Here is a 25,504-nt window from a genome sequence, read left to right as displayed (position 1 = left end):
AGTTATAACTGTACTACGTTCTAATTATACTGTTAATTTTATAGCTAATATTTTCTTTTAGCAAATATTTTACAGTCATGAGAGAGCGCTTACACTTGGAGGGGATAAGGTGAAGAAAGTGATTGACCCAAAGGAAGTTAGAAATCTAGTTAAAAGCGGCGATAAGCTTCTTGTCGGTGGATTTGGCTTGTCAGGAACACCTTTAACAATAATTGATGAGTTATTGGAAACTGACATTCAGGGGTTGACAGTTGTCAGTAATAATTTGGGGGACGACGGGCAGGGCTTACACAAGTTGTTCATGCAAGGGAAAGTCAAGAAAGCCATAGGGTCGTATTTTACAGCGAATAAAGAGGCTGTGATTGCTTGGCAAAAAGGGGAGCTGGAAATTGAATTGATTCCACAAGGAACACTTGCTGAAGCATTACGAGCGGGCGGTGCAGGTATTGGAGGATTCTATACAAAAACTGCTGTAGGAACAGAACTGGCGAAAGGGAAGGAGGAACGACAAATTGACGGAGAGCACTATATTTTTGAAAAGGCGATCAAGGGAGATGTTTCTTTGGTTAAGGCTCTGAAAGCGGACAAGTTAGGGAATTTAATTTACCATACGACTGCTAGAAATTTTAACCCGATGATTGCCACTTCCGGAAAAACAGTAATAGCTGAGGTGGATGAGATTGTCGAAGTTGGAGAATTGGACCCTGAACATATTGTTACACCTCATGCCTATGTAGATTTCATTGTGAAAAGTAAATATACAAAGAAGGGAGCGAGGTATGTTGAGTCAGAATAAAAGATTATTGATCGCCAAACGTATTGCAGAAGAGTTGGAAGAAGGACAAGTTGTCAACTTGGGAATTGGCATCCCGACTTTAGTTACGCAGTATTTAGGTGATAGAGAAATTTACTTGCAATCGGAAAATGGGTTGCTGGGAATGGGTCCTCCGCCTTCAGAAGAAGATCTCGACATTGATTTGATTAGTGCCGGCAAGGAACCTGTAACGAATTTGAAAGGATCGTCTTTTTTTAGCAGTGCCGATTCGTTTGCCCTTATTCGCGGGGGACATGTTGATGTGGCTGTGCTTGGTATTTTACAGGTGGACATCCGAGGGGAAATTGCCAATTGGGCTGTTCCCGATCAGCCCATTCTAGGAGTTGGAGGGGCCATGGATTTATTGACGGGAGCGAAGAAAGTCATTATTGCTGCCACGTTATTTGACAAAAACGAAAATTCCAAACTGGTCCGGAGGTTATCTTATAAATCGAGTGGCGTTCGGCGGGTTGATTTATTTGTATCGGATTACGCTGTTTTTACATTCACACTTGATGGGGTTAAAGTGGTTGAAATTTTGGAGGACATTTCAATTGAAGAATTGAGTGAAAAGGTTGGTTTCCGATTGGAATATTTGAAAGACATGGTATTGGAAAAATAAAAATGTAAGGGGGAAAGGGTATGTGGAGTGTTGCAACAATCATTTTGTCATTAATCTTGCTAATCATTCTTGCATTAAGAGGATTCACGATTATCATCATTGCACCGATTGTCAGCTTATTTGTTATCTTGCTCAACGACATGGTGATCTTGGATGCCTTCCAAAATGATTATATGGGCGGTTTTGTCAATTACGCGAAAAAGTATTACTTGATCTTCCTCTTTGCTGCGATGTTCGGAAAGTTCATGGAGGACAGTGGAGCTGCAAGAAGGATTGCAGAATCGCTGCTGAAGGTTCTAGGCAAGAACAGCAAATATAAAGTGTTGGTTTCTATCATGGTGATCTGTGCGTTTTTGACATACGGCGGCATTAGTTTGTTCGTTGTGATTTTTGCAGTGTTGCCAATTGCCAAACCCCTTTTCAAGGAAATGGACATACCGTGGCATTTATTTCTTGCCTCTTTTTTCTTTGGAATCGGAACATTTACGATGACCATGCTGCCAGGGACGCCTTCGATTCAAAACATCATTCCTATCAGTTATTTGGATACAAGTGTCACATCGGGAGCATGGATTGGAATTACGGCAACTATCACTGTTATTTTACTAAATCTCTGGTACTTACGGTATGCCCTGAAAAAGTCTGAGAGAAAAGGGGAGACGTATGCGTCGATGAAAAACCTGGATGACGGAAAAGACCAGGAAGTCATCGATCAGTATGCGAATAAAAGACTTCCTAATTTATTCGTTAGTTTAATTCCTCCCATACTTTTATTATTGCTACTAAACGTATTAAAAATAGAGGTTTTATATACTTTAATGATTTCGGTACTGATCTGTACAATTGTCTTTTGGCGTTTTATCGAAAAGAAAAAAGAGACTATCAACATTGGGGCAACAAATGCTGTTTTACCACTTATTAATACGAGTGCGGATGTTGGGTATGGAGCTGTTATCGCAGCGACAACGGGCTTCTCATTTTTTGTGGAATTAATGACAAATGTTCCGGGGAGTCCGCTTATCTCCCTTTATATTGCAACCACTGCTTTAGCTGGAATCACGGGATCTGCATCGGGCGGCTTGGGAATAGCCATGGAAACATTGTCTGAGACGTATGTAAATCTGGGATTAAATCCAGATGCCATCCATAGGGTAGCGGCGTTGGCATCCGGCGGTTTGGATTCTTTACCGCATAATGGGGCTGTTATTACTACCTTAGTCGTAACCGGATTAACACACAAAGATGGCTACATCCACGTATTCATGACTTGTGTGGTAGCTCCTATTCTAGCGGCTATTCCGGCATTATTTGTTGCAATTCTATTCTATTAAGAAAGGAAGATATTAATTGATTAAACAAGTTGGAGTAGTTGGAGCGGGAACGATGGGTTTTGGGATCGCTTTTCAGTTTGCAATTAATGGAGTGAAAACGGTTTTATGTGATATGTCCGATGATACGCTTAGTGTTGCGAAGGACAAGTTTGTTATTTACTTGAAAATATTTCGCGATCAGGGATATTCTATTACTTTAAGCGATAAGGAAGTTTTATCTTGTATCTCTTTTACAACATCACTTAATGATGTTGCGGATAGTGATTTTATCATAGAGAGCGTATCAGAAAATCTACCATTGAAACAAAAAATCTTTGAAGAACTAGATGCCATTTGCAAACCGGAGACAATCCTAGCTTCCAATACATCTAGTTTACGTCTTTCGGAAATTACGAAAAACGTGGAGAAACATAAAGATCGGGTCATGTTGACACACTTCTTTAATCCGGCTCACATTGTTCCTCTCGTTGAGCTTTTACGGACAAAAGAAACGAATGAGGAAGTATTTGCTGAAGTGAAAGCTTTTTTAGAAGAAAATAACAAGACGACAATAGAAGTGAAAAAAGAAGTGTCCGGTTTAGTTGCAAACCGGATTCAAACCGCGATGGCAAGAGAGGCGCTATCGTTAATTGAAGATGGAGTGGTTAGTGAGAATGACCTCGATACCGCAATCTTCAATGGGCCAGGTTTTCGATTCTCATCGAGCGGATTGTTGAAAATCATGGATTTTGGCGGTCTGGATATTTGGGACATTACGATTCGAGAGTTGCAGTCTAAAATTGAATCGACTGATCGATCTTACAGTGCCATTGCTAGACGAATAGAATCGGGGGCATTGGGTGTAAAGACTGGAAAAGGATTTTACAACTATCCCGGCAAGGGCTTTGATGACTATGTTATGGAACGTGATACCGATTTAATACAACATTTATTAAGTAGAAATCCAAAATTAAGAGAGAAAGGTGCCATGAAAATATGACCATTTATATTGTTGAAGGAGCGAGAACAGCGTTTGGTACATTTGGGGGTTCCTTAAAGGATGTAAGTGAACTCGATTTAGGAGTAAGTGCAACAACTGAAGCAATCAAGCGCAGCGGTGTCCCAGTTTCCGATATTGATGAAATTATCTTTGGTAATGTAATTCACACAAACAAGAATTCAGCTTATTTAGCCCGGCATATTGGTTTAAGAAGCGGCTTATCAGAAGACTCGTCAGCATTAACCTTAAATAGGCTTTGCGGATCCGGTTTACAATCCATTGTGTCGGGCGCACAGTCCATTGCCTTAGGCGAAGCCAATGTAATAGTGGCAGGTGGAACGGAAAATATGAGTTTAGCCCCGCAAGTATTGAGAAATACGCGTTTTGGATCTCCAAATAAAGCGCCAATCGTTGAGGATATGTTATGGGAAACATTAACGGATCATTATGCAGGTTGTGGCATGGGAATGACAGCGGAGAACTTAGCCGCACAATATGAAATTTCACGGGAAGAACAGGATCGCTATTCTGTAGAATCACAAGAAAAAGCAAGTGCAGCTAGAAATAGTGGGCGATTTGCCGAAGAGATTGTGCCTATTACATTGAAAGGGCGAAAAGGCGAAGATCTTGTGATAGATTCGGATGAGCATATACGGGAAGGCATTTCTATAGAAAGCCTTGCAAAGTTGAAACCTGTTTTTAAAGAGGATGGGACTGTCACTGCGGGGAATTCGAGCGGGATTAATGACGGCGCGGCGGCTGTATTGCTAGCTTCTGAAGAATACGTAAATGAGCAAAAGATGAAACCGCTTGCAAAAATCGTTTCTTGGGCTGTTGTCGGGGTTGATCCAAGCATTATGGGCATCGGTCCTGTCCCCGCTTGCAAAAAAGCGCTGCAGAGAGCCAATTTATCAATCGAAGAAATTGATATCTTTGAATTAAATGAAGCCTTCGCCGCTCAATCTTTAGCAGTTATGAAAGAGTTAGGAATTGATCCAAAGAAAGTGAATGTAAATGGGGGTGCCATTGCCCTCGGCCATCCGGTCGGCTCAAGCGGTACTCGTATCACATATTCACTAGCGTTGGAGATGAAGAAAAGGGGAGCTAAATATGGGCTGGCTTCATTATGTATTGGCGGTGGACAGGGAATAGCGATTATTTTAGAAAATACGGATGTGTAAATGTGTAGAAGATCACAATGTGAGGAGGAATCATAAATGAGAATTGCAATTATGGGTGCGGGTTCCCTTGGTACGATTATTGGTGCTCTGATCGCGGATGGGGGAGAGAACGTCGAATTAATCGATATTAACCGAAGCCATGTAGATGCGTTAAATAAGTCAGGAGCTAAATTGTCGGGATTTATTAATAAAACAATTCCAGTGAGAGCAATTACCCCGGATGAGTTGCAAGGGCAATATGATTTAGTTTTTTTACTGACAAAACAAGTGTATAACAAAGAATCGCTTGCACAATTGTTACCTTGCTTGCATGCGGAAAGTATCGTATGTACACTGCAAAACGGCGTCCCTGAAAATGATGTGGCATCCAGCGTGGGGGCTGAAAGAACAATTGGGGGCGTTGTTGGCTTTGGTGCAACATGGAAGGGGCATGGTCAGTCCGAATTAACGACCGAATGGGATATTGTTAAAAAATACGCCTTTGATATCGGAGAAGTGAATGGTGAACTGACTCCTAGGTTAGAAAAGGTTAAAGCTGTGTTGGATCATGTTGGGCATTGTAATATAACCTCTGATATCATGGGCATCAAGTGGTCCAAACTTCTAATGAATGCGACTTTCAGCGGCATGTCAGCAGCTCTAGGTTGTACATTTGGAGAGGTTTTATCCAACAAGGGTGCAATGGAGAGTTTGGCGCATATTGCTGACGAAACAATCAAAACTGCTCATTCGTTGGGGGTAAGACTTGCAACCATGCAGGGAAAGGATATGGAGTTTCTTGAGCTGAAGGCAAATGAAAGTGTTCAGGAAAAAATGGAATTTTATCATGAGGTATGGAATCCTCATAAAAATTTAAAGGCGAGCATGCTGCAAGACTTGGAAAAGAAAATTAAGACAGAAATTAATTTCATCAATGGACATGTATCCGAAAATGGCAGGAAGAATGGGATACCAACACCATTTAATGATTTGGTAGTAGAACTTGTAACGGCAGCTGAACAGCTACAAGTAGTTCCGGACATGTCGGTTAACTTGGAGCACTTCAAACGCTTGAATGGCAAAAAAGCAGAGAAAGTGATCTCGACATAAACTGAACATTTTTTATAAGGAGGTATTCACAATAATATATTGATGGCGGCCTAGTCATCAAATTTCACTTTAACCGAAGGAAATGACGCGAGTTGATCATATTGATAGATGGTCAACTCGCTCTTTGTTTGTGAAGACTAGGGTCTTTTTCTGGTTAACAATCAAGCCAATGGGAAAGTGATAGAGAATAACCATTTTGGGTTATTAAGCATTAAGGAAGATTTTGGGGGCAATTAGATGCCACTTGCAGTGCAATCCCTAACTCTATTAAGCTAAGCCGGGAAGAACATCCATAGACTTGCATTGAGAATCTCGCAGATAATACCAATTTAAGTCACCCCAATTCGCCCATTCTCTTTATTATCCCACAACTAGCAAATATACCCACACGTCATATTCGCTTAAGCCTAATCAACTCCTTCCAAACCTTTTCATACCGGGATTAACAGACCTATTTCTAAGGTGAATAATTTTTCTTTTCTCTGTCTTTCATTTATAATAAGATAGCGTTGGAATAGTCTATTTCCCCGGTATTCGGGGAACACTTAGGCGTATTCATCACATAATTTTCGAAAAAGTCTCTTTGTGGGCTTTTTTTCGTTGGACAGATTGAATGGAGGTGTTTGGATATGCACTTGCTACCTCGTGAAGTGGATAAGTTGCTCATCGTTGTGGCGGCAGATCTAGCACGCCGCAGAAGGGAGCGGGGACTGAAGTTGAACCACCCCGAAGCGGTATCGCTGATCACCTATGAAGTGTTGGAAGGGGCCCGGGACGGGAAGACCGTCGCGGAGCTGATGGAATATGGCGCGAACATCCTCTCTCGGGAAGATGTCATGGAAGGCGTGCCGGAGATGATTCCGGACATTCAAGTGGAAGCTACTTTTCCGGATGGGACGAAGCTTGTAACCGTCCATCATCCAATTCGATAATTACTGAGAGGAGGGATGCAGCGATGCATCCAGGACAATATGTTCTGCAAGAAGAAGACATCATCTGCAATGAAGGTAAGACTGTCTCGATTCTCACCGTAACGAATACTGGAGACCGCCCCATCCAGGTCGGGTCTCATTTCCATTTCTATGAAACGAATCCCGCCCTTCAATTTAACCGGACGGAAGCATACGGCAAACGGTTGAATGTGCCTGCCGGTGCAGCGGTTCGATTTGAACCGGGGGACGAAAAGGAAATTGAATTAATCGATTTTTCGGGCGAGCGTCGTATCTATGGATTCAACAACAAGGTCGACGGACCGCTTGATCAGGAGGTTGGAACATGAGCTTCAGAATGACGAGAAAGCAATACGCAGAAATGTTCGGTCCGACAACAGGAGACTCGGTCCGTCTGGCAGACACGAACCTGTACATCCGTATTGAGAAAGACTATACGACCTACGGGGAAGAAGTCGTGTTTGGAGGCGGTAAGGTCATCCGCGATGGAATGGGCCAACATCCACTTGCCACGCGTGCCGACGGGGCTGCCGACGTTGTCATCACAAACGCCATTATTTTTGACTATACTGGTATTGTCAAGGCGGACTTGGGAATCAAGGACGGGCGCATCGTCGGTATCGGAAAGGCAGGCAACCCGCTTATTACGAACAATGTCGATATCATCATCGGCGCATCTACTGAAATCATCGCGGGCGAAGGCCGGATTGTCACTGCGGGAGCAATTGATACGCATGTCCATTTCATGAACCCGATGCAAGTACAGGTTGCCCTTTCTTCAGGGACGACTACCTTAATTGGAGGAGGGACAGGCCCGGCGACCGGAACGAAGGCGACTACTGTCACTCCGGGGGAATGGAACATCCACCGTATGTTGATGGCGGCAGAAGGCCTACCGATCAATGTCGGGTTCACCGGCAAGGGGCACGCGGCTGCGACCGAACCACTCGCCGAGCAGGTTCGCGCTGGTGTTATTGGCCTGAAAGTACATGAGGACTGGGGAGCCACGGGTTCTTCGCTTGATCATGCCCTTCAGGTTGCGGATGAATACGATGTACAAGTAGCTCTTCATGCCGATACGTTAAATGAATCAGGATTCATGGAAGAGACGATGGCTGCGGTCAAGGGCCGTGTCCTCCATATGTACCATACAGAAGGCGCCGGCGGGGGACACGCACCCGATTTAATCAAGTCTGCAGGCTATCTGAATATCCTGCCTTCCTCCACCAACCCAACCTTACCTTATACCGTCAACACGATAGACGAACACCTCGACATGGTGATGGTTTGCCACCACCTCAACCCTTCCGTACCGGAAGATATTGCATTTGCAGATTCAAGAATACGGCGGGAAACGATTGCGGCCGAAGATATCCTGCAAGACATGGGCGTTTTCAGTATGGTCAGCTCTGACTCACAGGCGATGGGTCGGTTAGGGGAGGTTGCCATCCGCACTTGGCAGGTTGCCGACAAAATGAAAATGCAGCGCGGCCTTCTCCCTGGGGATAGCGAATATGCGGATAACAATCGGGCGAAACGATACATTGCCAAATATACGATTAACCCGGCCATCACTCATGGAATTGCCGAGCATGTCGGTTCAATTGAAGTCGGCAAGATTGCTGACCTCGTGCTCTGGAATCCTGCCTTCTTTGCCATGAAACCCGAAATGGTGCTGAAATCCGGCTTTGCCGTGAGCGCATTGATGGGTGATGCGAATGCTTCGATCCCGACACCACAGCCATATATCATGCGACCGATGTATGCCCAATACGGCAAAGCGCTTCATGAGAGCTCCATCACGTTTATTTCCAAGGCAGCATATGAAGACGGCGTCCACGAAAAACTGGGTCTTCAGAAACGTATACTCCCGGTCGGTGGCATCCGTAATTTAACCAAAAAGGATATGAAACTGAACTCGGAGACACCGGAAATCACGGTCGATCCGCAAACCTATGAAGTTTACGTTAACGGAGAACATCTGACGTGTGACCCGGTGGACACTGTGCCAATGGGGCAGCGATATTTCTTATTCTGAGGTGAATATGATGATCATAGAACGGGTTTTGGCCAATCTCGAGGACTTGGATCCTAAGGAGATTGAAGGTCGTCACGTAGAAAAAGTACTCCTTGAAAGCGACGCGCTCGTCAAACGTATTCAGCGCGTCCAGACTGACCATGGGACGGAACTTGGGATTCGTCTGAAAGGGCAGGGAGATCTGAGGGCAGGGGACGTGCTTCATATGGACGAACGTAACATGATTGTCGTCGATGTACTGACTGATGATCTACTCGTCATCCGTCCCCGCTCCATTGGAGAGATGGGCATGATTGCGCATCAACTTGGCAACCGGCATCTCCCTGCCCAGTTTGAGGAGGATGAAATGCTAGTACAATACGATTACCTCGTAGAGGAGCTATTGGGACAGCTCGGCATTCCTTACGCTCGTGAAAACAGGAAAGTGAAGGAAGCTTTCCGGCATATCGGACACAGCCATGATTAACCGGCTACTTCCGCTTTTTCAGCTCTGTGACTCCAGTTTACCGACGGGGGCTTTCAGCCACTCGTTCGGTCTGGAGACTTATATTCAAACCGGGGCCGTTACGGATGGCCCTTCCTTTGAAGAGTGGCTAGTTTGTTATGTCCAAGAACAGCTCGCCTATACGGATGGGTTGGTTTGCCGGATGACCTATGATGCACTGGACAGCGGTGAGATGAACGAGATTGGTAGGCTAGGGCAGCTTCTCCATATCCAAAATTTGCCGAGAGAAACACGCCAAGGGTCCCGGATGATGGGGGAGCGAATGTTAAAGCTTACTGTCGACCTATTTGATCTTCCGCTTCTCCATAATTATCAGACCCTCGTCTCAGACGGGCGAACTGTTCCTCACCCCGCAATCGTTTTCACAATCATCGCCTATGAATTCGGTTGCAGCCGGGAGGAGGCCATCCTCTATTATCTCTATTCCTCTATTTCAGGTCTTGTCCAAAATGCCGTAAGAGCAATTCCCCTTGGCCAAACAGCAGGGCAACATATCCTCTATCGGTTTGGATCTGTGCTCCAAGATACGGTTGAAAAGATCCTCGGACTTTCAGAGGATGATTTTGGGATCGTGGCACCTGGCCTAGAGCTTTCACAAATGCAGCATGAGCGGGTCAATGTCCGCATTTTCATGTCTTAATCACGAAAAAATCAATTCGCAGAAGAAGGAAGTGTTTGTATGGAACCAATTAAAATCGGAGTTGGCGGTCCAGTCGGTGCGGGCAAAACGATGCTCGTCGAGAAGCTGACGCGCCGTCTGCACAACGACATTAACATGGCAGTTGTGACAAATGATATATATACGAAGGAAGACGCGAAGTATTTAGTCGAAAACGGCGTCCTTGGTGAAGACCGTATTATTGGCGTTGAGACTGGTGGATGCCCGCACACCGCCATCCGGGAAGATGCCTCCATGAACTTTGCAGCAATTGATGATCTCATCAGCCTCCATCCGGATGTTGAACTGATTTTTGTCGAAAGCGGTGGGGACAACCTTGCCGCAACGTTCAGTCCGGAACTCGTCGATTTTTCAATTTATATCATTGACGTAGCGCAAGGAGAGAAAATTCCGCGTAAAGGCGGACAAGGGATGATTAAATCTGACTTGTTCATTATCAATAAGACAGATCTTGCACCGTACGTCGGCGCCAGCCTGGAAGTTATGGCGGAAGATACGAAAAAATTCCGGGGCACCAAGCCGTTCGTCTTCACGAATTTAAAAACGGAAGATGGCCTTGAAGAAGTAGTCGACTGGATTAACAAACATGCCCTGCTCAAAGGGCTGTCGTGATATGACGGAATGGACTGGGGAGCTTTCCCTCTCCCTCGAAGATCGGGGCGGCAGGACTGTTGCCCGGAACGTTTACTTCCAGGGTGCATTCAAAGTGATGCGTCCCATTTATCACGATGATTCGGGCATGGTCTGCTACTACCTCCTGAACCCGGGAGGTGGCTATCTGGACGGAGACCGCTATCGGATGGACATCACGGCGGATAGCGGCGCCCGTGTAACGCTGACGACCCAGTCTGCTACGAAAGTCTACAAGACGCCGTCCGACCATGCGTACCAAGAGACCACGATCAATCTACGGGAAGGCAGCTACTTGGAATTCCTGCCTGATCCGCTTATTGCCTACCAGAATGCGCGCTACCGACAAAAGAACGTCGTCCATATGGAGCGGGGATCGACTTTTCTCTACACCGATATCCTAACGCCAGGTTGGTCTCCTGACGGGGGCAGATTCACGTATAAATCCGTACAGCTCCTCAATGAAATCTATCTGGACGGTGAGCCGGCGGTCTTCGATCATATTAAACTCATTCCTGCCGATCAGGGCATCGGCAGTCTTGGATTTATGGAAGGTTTTACACATCTCGGTTCGATGATTGCCGTCGGAGAACAGACGACTGACGGGCTTATCGATGCGCTTCATGACCTATTAGAGAGCGTCCGAGGGGATAAAGAAGTAAGATTTGGGATTTCACGCCTTGCGGTTCCAGGCTTCAGCATCCGGATTCTTGCCGGCTCCACCGGACAGATCGAAAAAATGCTGGCTGCCTGTCACCGGAAGATCAGCGAAGAATGGCTGGGTCTTACTCCCGCCTCTCTAAGGAAATATTGATTTATGAATCCGGAAGCCGAAATGGCCCCGGATTTTTTTCATTTTATCAAAACTGAAGGTGTGGAAACCATTTTAAGAAGCCATGCTATGTTTGAACTCTGCTTAGGGATCGCCTTATTATTTTCAGTATAATTAAAAAATACCCTTTTTTATGAAGTTTTTTTAAATTTTTTTCTTAGCTAAACAGGCCTCTTTTCATTTGAAAAAAAAGTTTGATTGCTTTAAGGTGAGGGAAACCAAAAATTAAGAGAAGGAGGAATCATACGATGTATGAGAACCAAGCACCCGAACCGGTACTTGATAATTTCGAAGTGGAACGGGTATTCGAAGACCGGCCGCATGAGCGTTATGCCTTTACCTTCAAAATCGAGGGGGACGAATTCAAGGGGCATTTTCATAAAGAGGAAATCCAATGGTTACATCCGCATCCAAAACAGCTTATCGGCGAGGATATTGCCAAATTAATCGAAACCGCCATTCATAAGCTGATGAAGAAAGCGGGAATTCTTGAGGAAGAGAAGTACATCGAAGTGAAGGCGGCGTTCGAAGATCGGCCGCATGAATGTTACCAATTCACGATGCAGGTCGATGGGGAAGAATTTAAGGGGTTAATTCATAAAGGGAAAATCCAATGGTTTCATCCACAACCCCAACAGAAACTGGAAGAGGAGCAGGTCCAAGCGCTTGAATCTCAGATCCAGGAAGAGCTCGATACTACTGAAGATATGGGCGATGCCCTTCGCACCGAAGGAGAAAATCAATTATGATGAAAAGCCCGGGATCATTTAACGGTGATCCCGGGCTTTTCGGTCTTTTCCAAGGAGATAGGAAAAGTGGTTTTATGCTTTTAGCATGATATGTTGTTATTATTTTCTCGCTAATTATTGGGTTGGTTCTAGCGCTTGGTGTTCCTCGTCGAAGTAGAGGAAACTTTCTTCGTCCAGTTCGGTAAGTCGCTCTTTATTGATCCCTAATGCAAGGTTTCCTTCAAAGATTGTTTCCCACCAAGTTTCTGTAGATGTCATAACCATTTCCTCCTCTAATTGCTGTTGTCCTATCTTTACCCCAGACTCCGGAAAAGCAAAACGTCAATCACTGAAAAAGAATCGGAAGGCCTATTTGAAATTCGTATGTAAAATTGGAATAGGAATCGAGTGTCAAACATAGTATATGGAGTTGGTTTCATTTCGAAACTGCGCATTTGGTCGGAACTTTAATGAAAAAAGACAGTTCTTTTGAAAGATTGACTTTTAGAAGAGCTGTAAGCGCTTACGATTGGGTTTAATTTGGAGCATGATTTTGCGGAAAAACATAATGAGACATTATAATGGAAAGAATATCAAAGGGGGAGGGAATTTTAATGAAATTTACATCCGAACAGGCAGAAAGCGTCATTGCCTCACAACGCGCCTTTTATTTCACTGGAATCACGAAAAGTGTTGCCTTTCGTAAAGATATGCTACAGAAGTTAAAACAAGCAATCGAATCGTATGAACGTGAAATTTTTGAGGCGCTGCATCAAGATTTGCGAAAAAGCCGATTTGAATCGTATGCCACAGAAAATGGACTTGTATTAGCAAGCATTTCTTATATGGTCGAACACTTGGATAAGTGGGTGAAACCGGAAGTCGTCAAGACACCCGTTCATCTTCAACCGGCCTCCAGCTTTATCGTCCGGGAGCCGTACGGGTCGGTATTAATTATAGGTCCTTACAATTATCCATTTCAACTGGTTATGGAACCGTTGATCGGTGCAATAGCAGGCGGGAACTGTGCGGTTGTCAAACCGTCGGAAACTGCGGTTCACACTGTCGCGATTGTAAAAAAGATCATTTCGGAAACGTTTCCGGCAGAGTACATCTGTGTCATCGAAGGGGAGCGGGAAGAGACAGCGACGCTCATCCATGCGTCGTTTGATTATATCTTTTTCACAGGAAGTGCAGAGGTCGGGAAAATTGTCATGAAGGCAGCAGCAGAACGGCTGACGCCAATTACACTGGAGTTGGGGGGCAAAAGCCCGGCCGTAGTCGATCAGACCGCGGACTTGGCAAAGGCGGCGGAACGGATTGTCTGGGGGAAATTTATTAATAATGGACAAACTTGCATCGCGCCGGACTATGTTCTGGTTCATCAATCCGTTCAAGAGCTGTTTGTTTCGGAAATGGTGCGGACAATCCATAGATTCTACGGTAAGGATGTCGCTGCCAGTCCCGATTATGGACGGATCGTCAATGAAAAACAATTTGATCGTTTAACGAAAATCATTCAGCAGGAACGGCAGCATCTTTTCTTCGGTGGAAACAGCAGCCGGGAAGATCTATTTATCGAACCGACGCTGCTTTGTAACGTCGCATGGAATGGTCCTGCGATGGAGGGAGAGATTTTTGGTCCAATCCTACCAATTCTACTATATGATAATTTGGCCGAAGCCATTCATCAGATCCGCCTATTGCCAAAACCATTGGCGGCTTATATGTTTACGGAAAACAAGAAGGCTGCGGACTACTTTATCGAAAACGTGCCATTTGGCGGCGGGTGCATCAATGACACGATTTCCCACGCCGGCAATGTCCATCTTCCGTTTGGCGGAGTCGGTCCATCCGGGATGAATGCCTATCATGGAAAAACGAGCTTCGAGACGTTCACCCATGCCAAGTCGATGTTCCAAAGAAGCACCGCCATTCCGATGCGCATCGCCTTTCCGCCCTATAAAAATAAATTAAAATGGATCAAACCGCTCCTTCGATAAGAGCGGTTTTTTGATTTGTAGGTAGAGAAGTGTAATCGGGCCAGAAAAAAAGTATAATGAATGGATGAAAGGGCGCTGACCATAGCGACCTAATGGAGAGAAATTCTGATATACCGCAAAAGGCGGTTGAGAATATAGTAACCGTTGTAGGCGCGGCTGGGGATGGCTAAGCTGCAATAGAGCGCCATAATGAGATGAAAGGAAGATAAATATGGATACAGAAAAATTATTTGCAATATTACCGATCAAGGAAGTGATCGGCGAGCTGCCGGCGACTGTGACGGATATGGCAGTCGATTCGCGGGCGGTCAACGCAGGAGGCGTGTTTATCTGCATCGAGGGATTCACGGTCGATGGCCATGATTATGTCGGAAAAGCCGTGGACAACGGAGCCCGGGTCATCGTCGCTTCCAAGCAGGTCGATATCGATCCAGAAAAAGTGGCGGTCGTGCGGGTGGATGATACATCCCGGGCAGTCGGCTTGCTGGCTTCCCGCTTTTATGGGTATCCATCTAGAAAATTGACCATGATCGGCGTAACTGGGACGAACGGAAAGACAAGCGTCAGCAATATTATCCACGCAATTTTGCAAGAGAGCGGAGAGCGGACGGCCGTTTCCGGGACGATCGGCTTTAATTTGGATGGAATTCTGTATGAAACCGAGAATACGACGAATGATGTCCTGACAACGCAAGGGATGATTGCCCGTGCCGTCCAGGAAAGGTGTACGACGATGGCGATGGAAGTGTCCTCGCACGGATTGGTGGAGGGTCGATTGGCGGGCACGGAGTTCGATATTGCCATTTTCACGAATTTGACGCATGACCATCTTGATTTCCACGGAACGATGGAAGATTACGGGTATGCAAAAGGGCTTTTATTTGCCCAGCTTGGACAAGACTTGGAGAAGCGAAAGTTTGCGGTTTTGAATGCGGATGATGAGTGGAGCGGCCGGATGGGCAAGATGACGCCGTTTCCTGCTTTGACATACGGGGTCCGCAATGATGCGATGTTCCGTGCTTCGGACATTGTGCTGGCTCCAGATCGAACGTCGTTCCGGTTGGCCGCTCCGGATGGCGAATTCGAAGTTGGGATGAATTTGATCGGTGAATTTAGTGTCTATAATGCGCTGGCGGCTACTGCGGCTTTATTCGCAAAAGGAATGGCGACGGAAGAAATCATCGGTCACTTGGAGAAAATTCCTTCCGTGAAGGGCCGGATGGAAAAGGTCGAGACTTCTTTGCCGTTGACGATCTATATCGATTACGCTCATTCACCGGACGCAATCGAGAAGGCGATCCATGCCGTGTTGCCATACAAAAAGAAGAAGTTGATATTCGTGATTGGGACAGGTGGGAATCGCGACAGGAAAAAAAGACCTGTCATGGCGGAAAAAGCATCTGTCGCCGACTATGTCGTCCTGACGACCGATGATCCAAGGGACGAGCCGTATGAATCCATCCTGTCCGAACTGGAAGCGGGCATGACCCATGATCAATATGCGTGTATCGGTGACCGGGAAGAAGCTGTCCGCCATGCGGTGTCCGTAGCGGATGAAGATGACATCATCATTTTCGCAGGCAAAGGCCATGAAGATTTTCAAATCATCGGCAACGTGAAATACCCACATTCCGATGCCCAAATAGCACTGGAAGCCGCAGAGCAGAAGTTCGGAGCGGGACAAATGAAGAAATGACGGAGGAGGCTGTCCTGTTGAGGGACGGTCTTTTTCCGTTGGTCCATTGGGCGAGGACGTGACAGTTTCGAGTGTGGCCATGAGAGTTCGGCGAATTGCCCTGACAGTTATGGGAATTGCCATGAGAGTTAGTCCGCGCCATGACAGTTTTGCGCTGGGCCATGAGAGTTCGGTGGATTGCCCTGACAGTTATGGGAATTGCCATGAGAGTTAGTCTGCGCCATGACAGTTTCGAGCGGGGCCATGAGAGTTCGGCAATTTGCCCTAACAGTTTTGGAATTTGCCATGAGAGTTTTGCTGGAACATGACGGTTTCACCCGGGCTCCTTATCCCAACCATGCCTGTCCTTCATTCCGTCAATAAATAATTGTTGAAATCAGCTTCCAATCTGTCTATGCTAAGAAAAGCAGAACAGAAGGAGATTACCGATTATGGATAAACCGATACATGAAGAAATAGCGTCCCGTCGGACATTTGCGATTATTTCTCACCCGGATGCGGGAAAAACGACGATCACGGAGAAATTGCTCTATTTTGGCGGAGCGATCCGTGATGCAGGGACGGTAAAAGGGAAGAAGACCGGCAAGTTTGCAACTTCAGATTGGATGGAAATTGAGAAGCAACGGGGAATTTCAGTCACATCCTCGGTCATGCAGTTCGATTATGACGGGAAACGGGTGAATATCCTCGACACTCCTGGACATGAGGACTTCAGTGAGGACACGTATCGGACATTGATGGCGGTGGATGCCGCTGTCATGATGGTCGACTCGGGGAAAGGGATCGAGCCGCAGACGATCAAACTGTTCAAAGTATGCCGTATGCGGGGCATCCCGATTTTCACGTTCATAAATAAAATGGACCGCCAGGGAAGAGAGCCGCTCGATTTGATGGAAGAGTTGGAAGAAGTGCTAGGCATCGAATCCTATGCGATGAATTGGCCGATCGGGATGGGGAAGGAATTCCTCGGCATCTACGACCGGTTCAATAATCGGATCGAGCAGGCACGTGTTGATGGCGATCAACATTTTCTCGCTTTAAATGAAGAAGGCGGTTTGGCAGAGCCTCATCCAATGGAAGCAACTTCCTATTATCAGCAAGCTTTGGAGGACGTCCTTCTGTTGAATGAAGCCGGAAATCAATTCGATGAGGAACGGGTGGCTAAAGGGGAATTGACTCCTGTCTTCTTCGGCAGTGCGCTGACGAATTTCGGGGTTCAGACCTTTCTCGAAACATTCCTCCAGTTTGCCCCAGAGCCACAACCTCGCCTGACGAAAGAGGAACAGGAAGTCGACCCGTATTCAGAGGAGTTTTCCGGCTTCATTTTCAAAATCCAGGCGAATATGAACCCAATGCACCGGGACCGGATCGCTTTTGTACGGATTGTGTCCGGTGCGTTCGAGCGCGGTATGACGGTGACGGTTCCGCGAATATCAAAGACGTTCAAATTGACGCAAACGACACAGTTTTTGGCGGATGATCGGGAAACGGTCAACGAAGCGGTCGCGGGTGATATCATCGGCCTGCATGATACAGGGAACTATCAGATCGGCGATACGGTGATCGGCGGAAAGTCCTCTTTCCAGTTCGACGCCCTGCCGCAATTCACCCCCGAATTATTCGTCAAAGTGACGGCGAAGAACGTCATGAAATCGAAGCATTTCCATAAAGGGATCTTACAGCTCGTGCAAGAAGGGGCAATCCAATATTACCGGACGCTCCATACCGAAGAAGTCCTGCTCGGTGCGGTCGGCCAGCTGCAATTCGAAGTGTTCGAACACCGGATGAAAAACGAATATAATGTGGAAGTCCGGATGGAGCATATCGGTTCGAAGGTAGCCCGGTGGATTGAAAATGAAAGAGATGTTAAAGAGTCGATGGCAGGTCAGCGGGCGATGCTCGTGAAAGACCGTTATGACAATTATGTCTTCCTGTTTGAAAATGACTTTGCGATGCGCTGGTTCCATGATAAATATCCGGATATCCAACTATATAGTCTGTTGTAATGAAAATCCCGGTAAGAGGGTCTAGCCTTCTTATCGGGTTTTCTTTTGTTGGTAAGAGACTTCCGAAATGCCTCGCTGCTCCATTCTACATAATGTACCAAATCCGTTAATTCCTCGAAATGGGATGCTCCTATTTGAAGTCAAGTATAACTTTGCATATGATGAAGGTAACGTTTTTTTCGATGAGAGGGTAGTGTGATAGATGAGAATTAGTGATTTTTCGATTAAACGACCTGTATTTACGATCGTAACTATGTTTCTCGTAATCATTCTGGGGGCTGTATCATTTTTCCGGATTCCGGTAACGTTGATACCTGAATTGAACCCGCCGGTTGCGGTGGTTGTGACCAGTTATCCGGGAGCTTCACCGATCGAAGTGAATGAGAAATTGACGAAGCCGCTTGAGGCAAGTTTGTCTACAACGCCTGGTCTGAAATCGATGCAATCTTCGTCCCAAGAAGGGGCGAACTTCATTTTACTTATGTTTGATTGGTCGACGGCGATCGACGATATCCAATTGGAGGTCATGCAGCGGATCGACCAAGTGCCCGTGCCGGATGGATCACAAAAACCACGGTTTATGAAGTTTGATCCGGCTCAGTTCCCGGTTATTCAACTTTCGTTGAGGGCTACGAGCGATGAAGCGGATATCCGCAAGTTGGCAGAGCAGTTGGAGACCGAGCTGCGCCGGACAGAAGGGGTGGCCAGCGTCACCGTTTCCGGTAAGCTAGTCGAGGAAGTGCAAATTGTCCTGGACCCGGAAAAACTGGAGAACAACGGGTTGATCCAATCGGATATCGTACAAGCCATTCAAGCAAGCCATGTATCGATGCCGGGAGAGCCGATCGAAACGACGGATGGTAAGCAACTGACGACCCGGATCATCAGTACATTGACTACGATCACCGATATTCGGAATGTGACAGTCGGCATGAATCCGTTGACGGGCGAATCGGTCACTGTCGCGGATGTCGCGTCTGACGTGGCACTGGTCGAAGCCAATTCTGCAACGGAAACACGCGCCAATGAAGATCCGGCGGTTCTTATGTCCGTATTGCAAGAGTCGGGGACGAATACAGCAGATGTATCCACGGCCTTCAAACAGGAGTTGGATCATCTTCTCTCGACTGACGAATTCAAGGATATTGAGGCGGATATTTTATTCGACCAAGGGGATTACGTTAAATTGGCCATTGGGAATATTGGTCAATCGCTGTTGCTGGGCGGTCTATTTGCGATGCTGGTCTTATTTTTCTTCCTTCGGGGAATCAAGAGCCCGATCATCATCGGTATCGCAATCCCATATTCAGTGATCGTCACGTTCGTCTTGATGTTCTTTGCAGACTTCTCCCTTAATATTATGACGCTTGGTGCACTCGCGCTCGGAATCGGGATGCTTGTCGACAATGCGATCGTCGTGATCGAAAATATCGAAAGACATTTGGCGATGGGGAAAGGGCCGAAACAGGCGGCACGGGAAGGTTCGAAAGAGATTGGCGGTGCAATTACGGCCTCCACCTTGACCACACTGGCCGTTTTCGTACCGGTTATTTTCATTAGCGGTCTGATCGGTCAAATCTTCACGGAGTTTGCCCTGACGATATCGTTCAGCTTGTTCGCTTCGCTCGTTGTGGCATTGACTGTTGTCCCGATGATGGCAAGCCGGATGCTAAAGAAACCGAGAAAGAATATCGAGGCCCGCCGCCGTCGCTCAAAATCCTTGAATAACTTCGAGCGATCGGTCAGATGGTCCCTGAAACATCGGACACTCGTGTTAGTTGCTACCACGGTGCTCCTGGGAGCCGGTGCGCTAGGCTTAATGAAAGTGGGAACCGAATTCCTGCCTCCAACTGACGAGGGGTTCGTGAGCATTTCGGTGAAGCTGCCGAATGGCTCTTCCGCTTCTGCCACTAATGATATCGTGGAACGGATCGAATCTGAATTGAGACAGCAGGACGATGTGGAAGTGTATGTCAGCCTGGTCGGCGGGACACAACAAAGTTTGGCACAAGGCAGTTCGGAAGCGAATGTTGCGGAATTGTATGTCAAGCTCGTACCGCTGGCTGACCGGAAGCGTTCTGTATTTGAATTTGTCGACGCAGTACAGCCGACAGTATTAAAGAAGGTCGGAGATGAAGCGACGGTCAGTTTCAATCTTCAGACCGCATCCGGCTCCACACCGAATACATTGACCTTCTCGTTGAATGACACCGATAAAGCTCGATTGGATGAAGCGGTTCTGAAATTGAATACGGAACTTGCCGATATGAAGTCCGTCTTGGAAGTGTCGAACGACCTGCAAGATACGGTGGAGGAAATACGGATTGAAGTGAATCGGGAGCGGGCAGCCGAATATGGTTTGGCGCCTTACCAAATTGCACAAACGGTCAATAATGTGACCAGAGGTGCTCTTGCAACGCAGATCATCGGCAAGCGGGAAGAAGTGTATTCCGTCAATGTGCTGTATGACGAGAGCTTCCGCAACAGCATTAATAAATTGAAGAACTTGAAACTCCGGACGCCGAATGGCACGTTCATTGAATTACGTGAAGTGGCGAACATCAAAATTGAAGAAGGGCCTGTGAACATCCGCCGGGTTGACCAAGCCCATTCTGTGACGTTCAATGTGAAATATGAATCGACGCAGACTCTGGGCGGAATGACTAAGCAAGTACAGGATAAAATGGATGCACTCCAGTTGCCGGATGAGATTGAGATGACCTTCGGCGGGGACCGGGAGCTGTTCGAGAGTGCCATCAATGACATGCTGATGGCGATTGCCCTGGCAGTAGTGCTCGTCTACATCGTCATGGCGGCCCAGTTTGAATCATTCAAGTATCCATTTGTCATCATGTTCTCTGTACCACTCATGATTATCGGCGTGTCGATCGGTCTATTTGCAACTAATACGCCGATCAGTGTGACGGCGGTTATCGGGATTTTGGTCCTCGTCGGGATTGTCGTGAACAACGGGATCGTGCTCGTCGACTATATCAATCAGCGGAAAGAAGCGGGGCTCACTTCATTCGACGCAATCATCGCCTCTGTCCGCGACCGGGTACGCCCAATTCTCATGACGGCGATGACGACCATTCTTGGCCTGTTGCCACTGGCGCTCGGTCTCGGGGAAGGGACGGAAATGAACCAACCGATGGGGATCGCCGTCATCGGAGGCCTCGTCAGCTCCACATTCTTAACCCTTTACATTGTGCCGATTATCTACAGTTTGTTTGACAGGCAAACGAGAAAACGAGCCGAACCGCTTGAGGCGGATGAATCGACAGGAACAGCGTGAGGCTCTGTCGGTATGGGCAGTTCATTGAAGTTATAATCGCCTGAGGAGAGTTACGAGCGGTTCCTCGAAGTTATGATCGCCTGTGGAGGCTTATGGACGGTTCTTCGGAGTTATGATCGCTTGCGGAGACTAATGAGCGGTTCCTCGGAAATTATGATCGCTTGAGGAGACTCATGAGCGGTTCTTTGAAGTTATGATCGCTTGCGGAGACTTTATCATCGTTTCTCCGAAGTAATGATCGCCCGTGGAGACTAATAATCGGTTCTCCGGAGTTATGATCGCTTGCGAAGACTTATGATCGTTTCTCCAGAATTATGTACACTTCCGCCAGTAATTGAGCGGAGTATTTTGAATCCAGTGCAGGAAAGGCTCGTTCCGAGAGTGAGCCCAAGCCAAAAGCCGAGCAGACTATTCGCTCGGCTTTTTCCTTTTTCATGAGATTCCTTTTACCTTCATATAATAAGACCTGAATGCCTAATTGACTGAATATTCTTCCGTGGGCATGTGTGAAATGTTATACTTTGGAAAAAGGGGCGATGGCATGCGGACTCATTTTTTTACGGGGTTTCCCGGATTTATTGCGACACAATTGATCAAAGGGCTGATTCGCCAACAGGAGGTCGAGGCGGTTTATGCAGTAGTCCAACCGGAGCAGGTGGAGCGGGCAGAAAAGCAGATTGACGCTATCATGGAAGAGTTGGAGGTCGAAATCCCGTTTGACCTATTTATCGGGGATATTACGCAACCGGATCTAGGGTTGGATGCTATGGCTAAAGCTGCATTAAAAAAGCAACCGCTTGTCGTCTGGCATTTGGCGGCCATTTACGACTTGGCTGTGGATGTGGAAAGCGCCTGGCGTGTCAATGTGGAAGGGACAAGGCTGGTGAATGAATTCGTTTTGGGACATCCGTCCATTGTCCGCTACATGTATTTCAGTACGGCGTATGTAGCAGGGAAACGGGAAGGTGTACTGTTGGAAACGGAGTTGATTCGTCCGGATGCATTCAAAAATCATTATGAAGAGACGAAGTTTGAGGCGGAAGTTCTCGTTGAAGCATTGAAGCCGTTGGTCCCTGTCACAATTATCCGGCCGGGAATTGTCCGGGGCCACTCCCGAACAGGCGAGACGATCAAATTCGATGGTCCTTATTTTTTCATGAACATGATCGATCGGTTGCGCTGGCTACCGGTCATTCCCTATGTCGGGAGGACGGAGGCGCGCATCAATGTTGTGCCGATCGATTATATTATCGATGCTTCCATCTATCTATCGCGTCTTAGGGGAGCGGCCAGGACAACCGTCCATTTGACCGATCCATCCCCCCACCCGATTGAAGAGGTGTATCGTGCAATGGTGATCGAGTTGACGGGGAAACGACCGAGAGGTAGGTTTCCTCGCCCGCTTGCAGAAAAAAGTCTAACATCCATCCGCCTTCAACGCAGGCTCGGTGTAGAAGTCGAAACACTGGACTATTTGACTTGGAATGCTGTCTTCGATACGACGAATGCAGAACGGTTATTAGAAGGAAGTGGCATCCAGTGTGTTGATTTCATCCAATCGATTCCTGCCATGGTCAGCTTCTATAATAAACATAAGCACAATCAAGGTTTCCATATTAAAATAGGGTGATCTGCGTTTACTTTTCGGGTCGGCGTGGTATAATAATTCAAAAGCACCCGACAACTTAATAACTTTGACAATCTGTCAAAGGGGAGTAGCTATAGGGAAACCCCCTATTTCATAGTCGTCAATACATGGCATCTGCCATCGGTTATGATAGCTGGATATATACATTTTATTCTGACTTAGCGAGACCTTTGCCTTTTATTAGGTGAGGGTCTTTTTAATATGTAAAAATTGGAGGAATTTAATGTGGAAGCGATTCTACTCGAGTACGCATGGGTTTTACTCGTACTTATTGCACTTGAAGGTTTGTTGGCAGCAGACAATGCAGTTGTAATGGCGGTCATGGTCAAACATTTACCGCGCCCTCAACAACGGAAAGCTTTATTTTACGGATTGTTGGGAGCCTTTGTTTTCCGGTTCGCCGCACTCTTTATGATTACATTCTTGGTAAACATTTGGCAAATTCAAGCACTTGGGGCTGCCTATTTGCTTTTCATTTCCATTAAAAACATCATTGATCAGCGGAAAGGGGATTCTGAGGATCCGACGAAAAAGCCGCGTCGCCAATCGGGATTCTGGATGACTGTTTTAAAGGTGGAGCTGGCGGATATTGCATTTGCCCTCGATTCGATGTTGGCGGCTGTTGCTCTTGCTGTGACTTTGCCTGAACTAGGTGATTTCCATATCGGGGGTATTAACGGCGGTCAGTTCATCGTTATGTTGATCGGTGGAATTGTCGGATTGATTCTCATCCGGTTCGCCGCACGTCAATTTATCGTCATCTTGGATAAATATCCGGCATTGGAAACGGCCGCATTCCTTATCGTTGGATGGGTCGGTGTAAAATTGGCTGTCTTGACTCTCGCACATCCTGGATTGGGCATTATCGATGCGGACTTTCCGCACTCTACACTTTGGAAAACAACCTTCTGGATCGTCTTAGTCGGTATTGCGTTGAACGGTTATTTAGTAGGTGTTCGGAAACATCGTAAACAAGCATAAAACAGTTCGTAAACCGGCCAAATCGTCACATGCGCATGGCCGGTTATTTATTTTTTTTAATAAAAGAAAAGGATTTCTTTTCTTTTTCCGTTTTATTCACTAAAATGAGTAGACGGAAACCGTTCTTATTGAAAGGAATGGATAGTCATGAAATTGTCACGGGAAAACCTTAGAAGATTCACACCCGCACAAATCATCGTATTTTATTACTTTCTCGCCATCGCCTTTTCATTTCTCTTGCTGAATTTACCGGGCGTGTATCTACCTGGCGTGGAAGTCAGTTTTCTGGATAGTCTTTTTACTGCAGTCAGCGCGGTCAGCGTGACAGGTTTGACGCCGATTAGCATCGCAGGCACGTATTCCGTTTTCGGAATTTGTATGTTGATGCTTGTGCTGCAACTCGGAGGGATCGGCATCATGTCGATCGGTACGTTCTTTTGGTTGCTTGTCAAAAAAAGGATTGGATTGCGGGAGCGACAATTGATCATGGTCGATCACAACCAGTATAGCTTGGCGGGGGTCGTCCATCTAATTCGTGAAATCGTAAAAATCATCTTTTTGATTGAACTGATTGGTGGCTTGCTGTTGACGATTTACATCCGTCCATTTTACGAAACTCTCGGTGATGCTTTGTTGAATGGGATGTTCATGGCCGTTTCCGCAACGACAAATGCAGGATTCGATATAACGGATGCCTCGTTATTGCCATACTTCAATGACTATTTCATACAGACAGTGACGATGATTTTGATTATTCTAGGAGCCATCGGGTTTCCTGTGTTAATCGAAGTGAAAAGTTATTTTTCCGCGAGAGTTCCCAATTTTCGATTTTCTCTATTTACGAAAATCACCACAACAACGTTTGGAATTTTATTGCTTTGGGGAACGCTGATGATTTTCATCTTAGAATCTGTCCATTCTTTCAAAGGGATGGCCTGGCATGAAAAATTATTCGCTTCGCTGTTTCACTCGGTTTCATCTCGCTCGGCGGGTTTAACGACATACGATATAACGCAGTTTAGTGAGGCGACTGATATTTTCATCAGTTCCTTGATGTTCATAGGGGCGTCACCGAGTTCGGTAGGCGGTGGAATTCGAACGACCACCTTTGCTATCGCAGTATTATTTATTATCAATTTTGCACGTGGCAATCAAGTCATCAATATATTTAATCGTCAAATTAAGCTGATTGATGTATTCCGTTCCTACGCCGTCATTCTTCTGGCAGGCGCAATGGTGATGGCAGCTCTTCTGATCCTCTTGATTACGGAACCAGGCATTCCGGCAGTTACATTGCTTTTTGAGATTACTTCCGCCTTTGGAACATGCGGCATGTCGCTTGGCATCACATCGGACCTGTCTCCAATCGGGAAGGGGATTATCATGATCCTCATGTTCATCGGACGAGTCGGGCTCATTTCCTTCCTCTATACATTGGGCGGGAAGACGAAAGTCATGCATTATCACTATCCAAAAGAGCGCGTCATCATTGGGTGA

At 46.5% G+C, this 25,504-nt stretch carries 22 protein-coding genes; 21 read left to right on the top strand and 1 reads right to left on the bottom strand.

All coding sequences use genetic code 11. From position 1 onward, the window contains the following. Positions 1 to 109: 109 nt before the first annotated feature. From AB1K83_RS02360 to AB1K83_RS02295, 14 genes are all read left to right on the top strand, one after another. Positions 110 to 796 (top strand): CoA transferase subunit A, encoded by a 687-nt coding sequence (locus tag AB1K83_RS02360; protein WP_413056541.1) that lies wholly within the window; start codon positions 110 to 112, stop codon positions 794 to 796. Continuing rightward, positions 780 to 1,436: a CoA-transferase gene (locus AB1K83_RS02355; RefSeq protein ID WP_413056540.1), complete on the top strand. Its 657-nt coding sequence runs from the start codon at positions 780 to 782 to the stop codon at positions 1,434 to 1,436. Before AB1K83_RS02360 ends, AB1K83_RS02355 begins: the two co-directional genes overlap by 17 nt. A 20-nt stretch (positions 1,437 to 1,456) precedes the next feature. After that, positions 1,457 to 2,767 (top strand): GntP family permease, encoded by a 1,311-nt coding sequence (locus tag AB1K83_RS02350; RefSeq protein ID WP_413056539.1) that lies wholly within the window; start codon positions 1,457 to 1,459, stop codon positions 2,765 to 2,767. 16 nt (positions 2,768 to 2,783) lie between these two features. Beyond that, entirely contained in the window at positions 2,784 to 3,746 is a 963-nt protein-coding gene (locus AB1K83_RS02345; protein ID WP_413056538.1) for a 3-hydroxyacyl-CoA dehydrogenase family protein, read from the top strand. Then, on the top strand, positions 3,743 to 4,927 hold the full coding sequence (locus AB1K83_RS02340) for an acetyl-CoA C-acetyltransferase (protein WP_413056537.1): 1,185 nt from the start codon (positions 3,743 to 3,745) through the stop codon (positions 4,925 to 4,927). Before AB1K83_RS02345 ends, AB1K83_RS02340 begins: the two co-directional genes overlap by 4 nt. A 36-nt stretch (positions 4,928 to 4,963) precedes the next feature. After that, positions 4,964 to 6,016, top strand: a complete 1,053-nt coding sequence (locus AB1K83_RS02335; protein WP_413056536.1) for a ketopantoate reductase family protein — start codon at positions 4,964 to 4,966, stop codon at positions 6,014 to 6,016. Positions 6,017 to 6,645: 629 nt separating this feature from the next. After that, positions 6,646 to 6,948: an urease subunit gamma gene (locus AB1K83_RS02330; protein ID WP_413056535.1), complete on the top strand. Its 303-nt coding sequence runs from the start codon at positions 6,646 to 6,648 to the stop codon at positions 6,946 to 6,948. A 23-nt stretch (positions 6,949 to 6,971) separates the two neighbouring features. Continuing rightward, positions 6,972 to 7,295 carry an urease subunit beta gene (locus AB1K83_RS02325; RefSeq protein WP_413056534.1) on the top strand — a complete coding sequence of 108 codons (324 nt, stop codon included), beginning with the start codon at positions 6,972 to 6,974 and terminating at the stop codon, positions 7,293 to 7,295. Continuing rightward, a complete protein-coding gene (ureC, locus tag AB1K83_RS02320; RefSeq protein WP_413056533.1) occupies positions 7,292 to 9,004 on the top strand; it encodes an urease subunit alpha in 1,713 nt (570 codons plus the stop codon). The genes AB1K83_RS02325 and ureC overlap by 4 nt, the downstream gene beginning before the upstream one ends. A gap of 10 nt (positions 9,005 to 9,014) precedes the next feature. Then, complete coding sequence (gene ureE, locus AB1K83_RS02315; protein ID WP_413056608.1) at positions 9,015 to 9,470, top strand: urease accessory protein UreE; 456 nt, start codon at positions 9,015 to 9,017, stop codon at positions 9,468 to 9,470. Beyond that, positions 9,463 to 10,149: an urease accessory protein UreF gene (locus AB1K83_RS02310; protein ID WP_413056532.1), complete on the top strand. Its 687-nt coding sequence runs from the start codon at positions 9,463 to 9,465 to the stop codon at positions 10,147 to 10,149. The genes ureE and AB1K83_RS02310 overlap by 8 nt, the downstream gene beginning before the upstream one ends. Before the next feature lie 39 nt (positions 10,150 to 10,188). Continuing rightward, positions 10,189 to 10,800: an urease accessory protein UreG gene (gene ureG / locus AB1K83_RS02305; protein WP_413056531.1), complete on the top strand. Its 612-nt coding sequence runs from the start codon at positions 10,189 to 10,191 to the stop codon at positions 10,798 to 10,800. A 1-nt stretch (position 10,801) separates the two neighbouring features. After that, positions 10,802 to 11,632, top strand: a complete 831-nt coding sequence (locus AB1K83_RS02300; RefSeq protein WP_413056530.1) for an urease accessory protein UreD — start codon at positions 10,802 to 10,804, stop codon at positions 11,630 to 11,632. Positions 11,633 to 11,898: 266 nt separating this feature from the next. Then, on the top strand, positions 11,899 to 12,399 hold the full coding sequence (locus AB1K83_RS02295; protein ID WP_413056529.1) for a hypothetical protein: 501 nt from the start codon (positions 11,899 to 11,901) through the stop codon (positions 12,397 to 12,399). A gap of 114 nt (positions 12,400 to 12,513) precedes the next feature. On the opposite strand, the gene AB1K83_RS02290 is transcribed toward AB1K83_RS02295, so the two are convergent. Then, the gene (locus tag AB1K83_RS02290) at positions 12,514 to 12,657 is read right to left on the bottom strand and encodes a hypothetical protein (RefSeq protein WP_413056528.1); all 144 of its coding nucleotides are present in this window, start codon (positions 12,655 to 12,657) and stop codon (positions 12,514 to 12,516) included. Between the two features lie 335 nt (positions 12,658 to 12,992). Here AB1K83_RS02290 and AB1K83_RS02285 point away from each other — a divergent pair, with 335 nt between their 5' ends. The 7 genes from AB1K83_RS02285 (at position 12,993) to AB1K83_RS02255 (ending at position 25,504) form a co-directional block, all read left to right on the top strand. After that, positions 12,993 to 14,381: an aldehyde dehydrogenase gene (locus AB1K83_RS02285; RefSeq protein ID WP_413056527.1), complete on the top strand. Its 1,389-nt coding sequence runs from the start codon at positions 12,993 to 12,995 to the stop codon at positions 14,379 to 14,381. Between the two features lie 211 nt (positions 14,382 to 14,592). Beyond that, positions 14,593 to 16,077, top strand: coding sequence for a UDP-N-acetylmuramoyl-L-alanyl-D-glutamate--2,6-diaminopimelate ligase (locus AB1K83_RS02280; RefSeq protein WP_413056526.1), 1,485 nt, complete (start codon positions 14,593 to 14,595; stop codon positions 16,075 to 16,077). Positions 16,078 to 16,508: 431 nt separating this feature from the next. Then, positions 16,509 to 18,083, top strand: a complete 1,575-nt coding sequence (locus AB1K83_RS02275) for a peptide chain release factor 3 (RefSeq protein ID WP_413056525.1) — start codon at positions 16,509 to 16,511, stop codon at positions 18,081 to 18,083. A 202-nt stretch (positions 18,084 to 18,285) separates the two neighbouring features. Beyond that, complete coding sequence (locus tag AB1K83_RS02270) at positions 18,286 to 21,378, top strand: efflux RND transporter permease subunit (RefSeq protein WP_413056524.1); 3,093 nt, start codon at positions 18,286 to 18,288, stop codon at positions 21,376 to 21,378. Between the two features lie 541 nt (positions 21,379 to 21,919). After that, complete coding sequence (locus AB1K83_RS02265; RefSeq protein WP_413056523.1) at positions 21,920 to 23,008, top strand: SDR family oxidoreductase; 1,089 nt, start codon at positions 21,920 to 21,922, stop codon at positions 23,006 to 23,008. A gap of 243 nt (positions 23,009 to 23,251) precedes the next feature. Continuing rightward, positions 23,252 to 24,007, top strand: coding sequence for a TerC family protein (locus AB1K83_RS02260; protein WP_413056522.1), 756 nt, complete (start codon positions 23,252 to 23,254; stop codon positions 24,005 to 24,007). A 147-nt stretch (positions 24,008 to 24,154) separates the two neighbouring features. After that, positions 24,155 to 25,504: a TrkH family potassium uptake protein gene (locus AB1K83_RS02255; protein ID WP_413056521.1), complete on the top strand. Its 1,350-nt coding sequence runs from the start codon at positions 24,155 to 24,157 to the stop codon at positions 25,502 to 25,504.

The organism is Sporosarcina sp. 179-K 3D1 HS (assembly GCF_047228905.1).
Taxonomy (GTDB): domain Bacteria; phylum Bacillota; class Bacilli; order Bacillales_A; family Planococcaceae; genus Sporosarcina.
The sequence above is the reverse complement of the archived record's forward strand: the minus strand, read 5'-3'. Positions and strand labels throughout refer to the sequence as shown.

Excerpts from the sequence above, each read along its gene's own strand:
- AB1K83_RS02355 (WP_413056540.1), top strand. The coding sequence starts at position 780 with ATGTTGAGTCAGAATAAAAGATTATTGATCGCCAAACGTATTGCAGAA.
- AB1K83_RS02350 (WP_413056539.1), top strand. The coding sequence starts at position 1,457 with ATGTGGAGTGTTGCAACAATCATTTTGTCATTAATCTTGCTAATCATT.
- AB1K83_RS02340 (WP_413056537.1), top strand. The coding sequence starts at position 3,743 with ATGACCATTTATATTGTTGAAGGAGCGAGAACAGCGTTTGGTACATTT.
- AB1K83_RS02335 (WP_413056536.1), top strand. The coding sequence starts at position 4,964 with ATGAGAATTGCAATTATGGGTGCGGGTTCCCTTGGTACGATTATTGGT.
- AB1K83_RS02330 (WP_413056535.1), top strand. The coding sequence starts at position 6,646 with ATGCACTTGCTACCTCGTGAAGTGGATAAGTTGCTCATCGTTGTGGCG.
- AB1K83_RS02325 (WP_413056534.1), top strand. The coding sequence starts at position 6,972 with ATGCATCCAGGACAATATGTTCTGCAAGAAGAAGACATCATCTGCAAT.
- ureC (WP_413056533.1), top strand. The coding sequence starts at position 7,292 with ATGAGCTTCAGAATGACGAGAAAGCAATACGCAGAAATGTTCGGTCCG.
- ureE (WP_413056608.1), top strand. The coding sequence starts at position 9,015 with ATGATCATAGAACGGGTTTTGGCCAATCTCGAGGACTTGGATCCTAAG.
- AB1K83_RS02310 (WP_413056532.1), top strand. The coding sequence starts at position 9,463 with ATGATTAACCGGCTACTTCCGCTTTTTCAGCTCTGTGACTCCAGTTTA.
- ureG (WP_413056531.1), top strand. The coding sequence starts at position 10,189 with ATGGAACCAATTAAAATCGGAGTTGGCGGTCCAGTCGGTGCGGGCAAA.
- AB1K83_RS02300 (WP_413056530.1), top strand. The coding sequence starts at position 10,802 with ATGACGGAATGGACTGGGGAGCTTTCCCTCTCCCTCGAAGATCGGGGC.
- AB1K83_RS02295 (WP_413056529.1), top strand. The coding sequence starts at position 11,899 with ATGTATGAGAACCAAGCACCCGAACCGGTACTTGATAATTTCGAAGTG.
- AB1K83_RS02290 (WP_413056528.1), bottom strand. The coding sequence starts at position 12,657 with ATGACATCTACAGAAACTTGGTGGGAAACAATCTTTGAAGGAAACCTT.
- AB1K83_RS02285 (WP_413056527.1), top strand. The coding sequence starts at position 12,993 with ATGAAATTTACATCCGAACAGGCAGAAAGCGTCATTGCCTCACAACGC.
- AB1K83_RS02280 (WP_413056526.1), top strand. The coding sequence starts at position 14,593 with ATGGATACAGAAAAATTATTTGCAATATTACCGATCAAGGAAGTGATC.
- AB1K83_RS02275 (WP_413056525.1), top strand. The coding sequence starts at position 16,509 with ATGGATAAACCGATACATGAAGAAATAGCGTCCCGTCGGACATTTGCG.
- AB1K83_RS02270 (WP_413056524.1), top strand. The coding sequence starts at position 18,286 with ATGAGAATTAGTGATTTTTCGATTAAACGACCTGTATTTACGATCGTA.
- AB1K83_RS02265 (WP_413056523.1), top strand. The coding sequence starts at position 21,920 with ATGCGGACTCATTTTTTTACGGGGTTTCCCGGATTTATTGCGACACAA.
- AB1K83_RS02255 (WP_413056521.1), top strand. The coding sequence starts at position 24,155 with ATGAAATTGTCACGGGAAAACCTTAGAAGATTCACACCCGCACAAATC.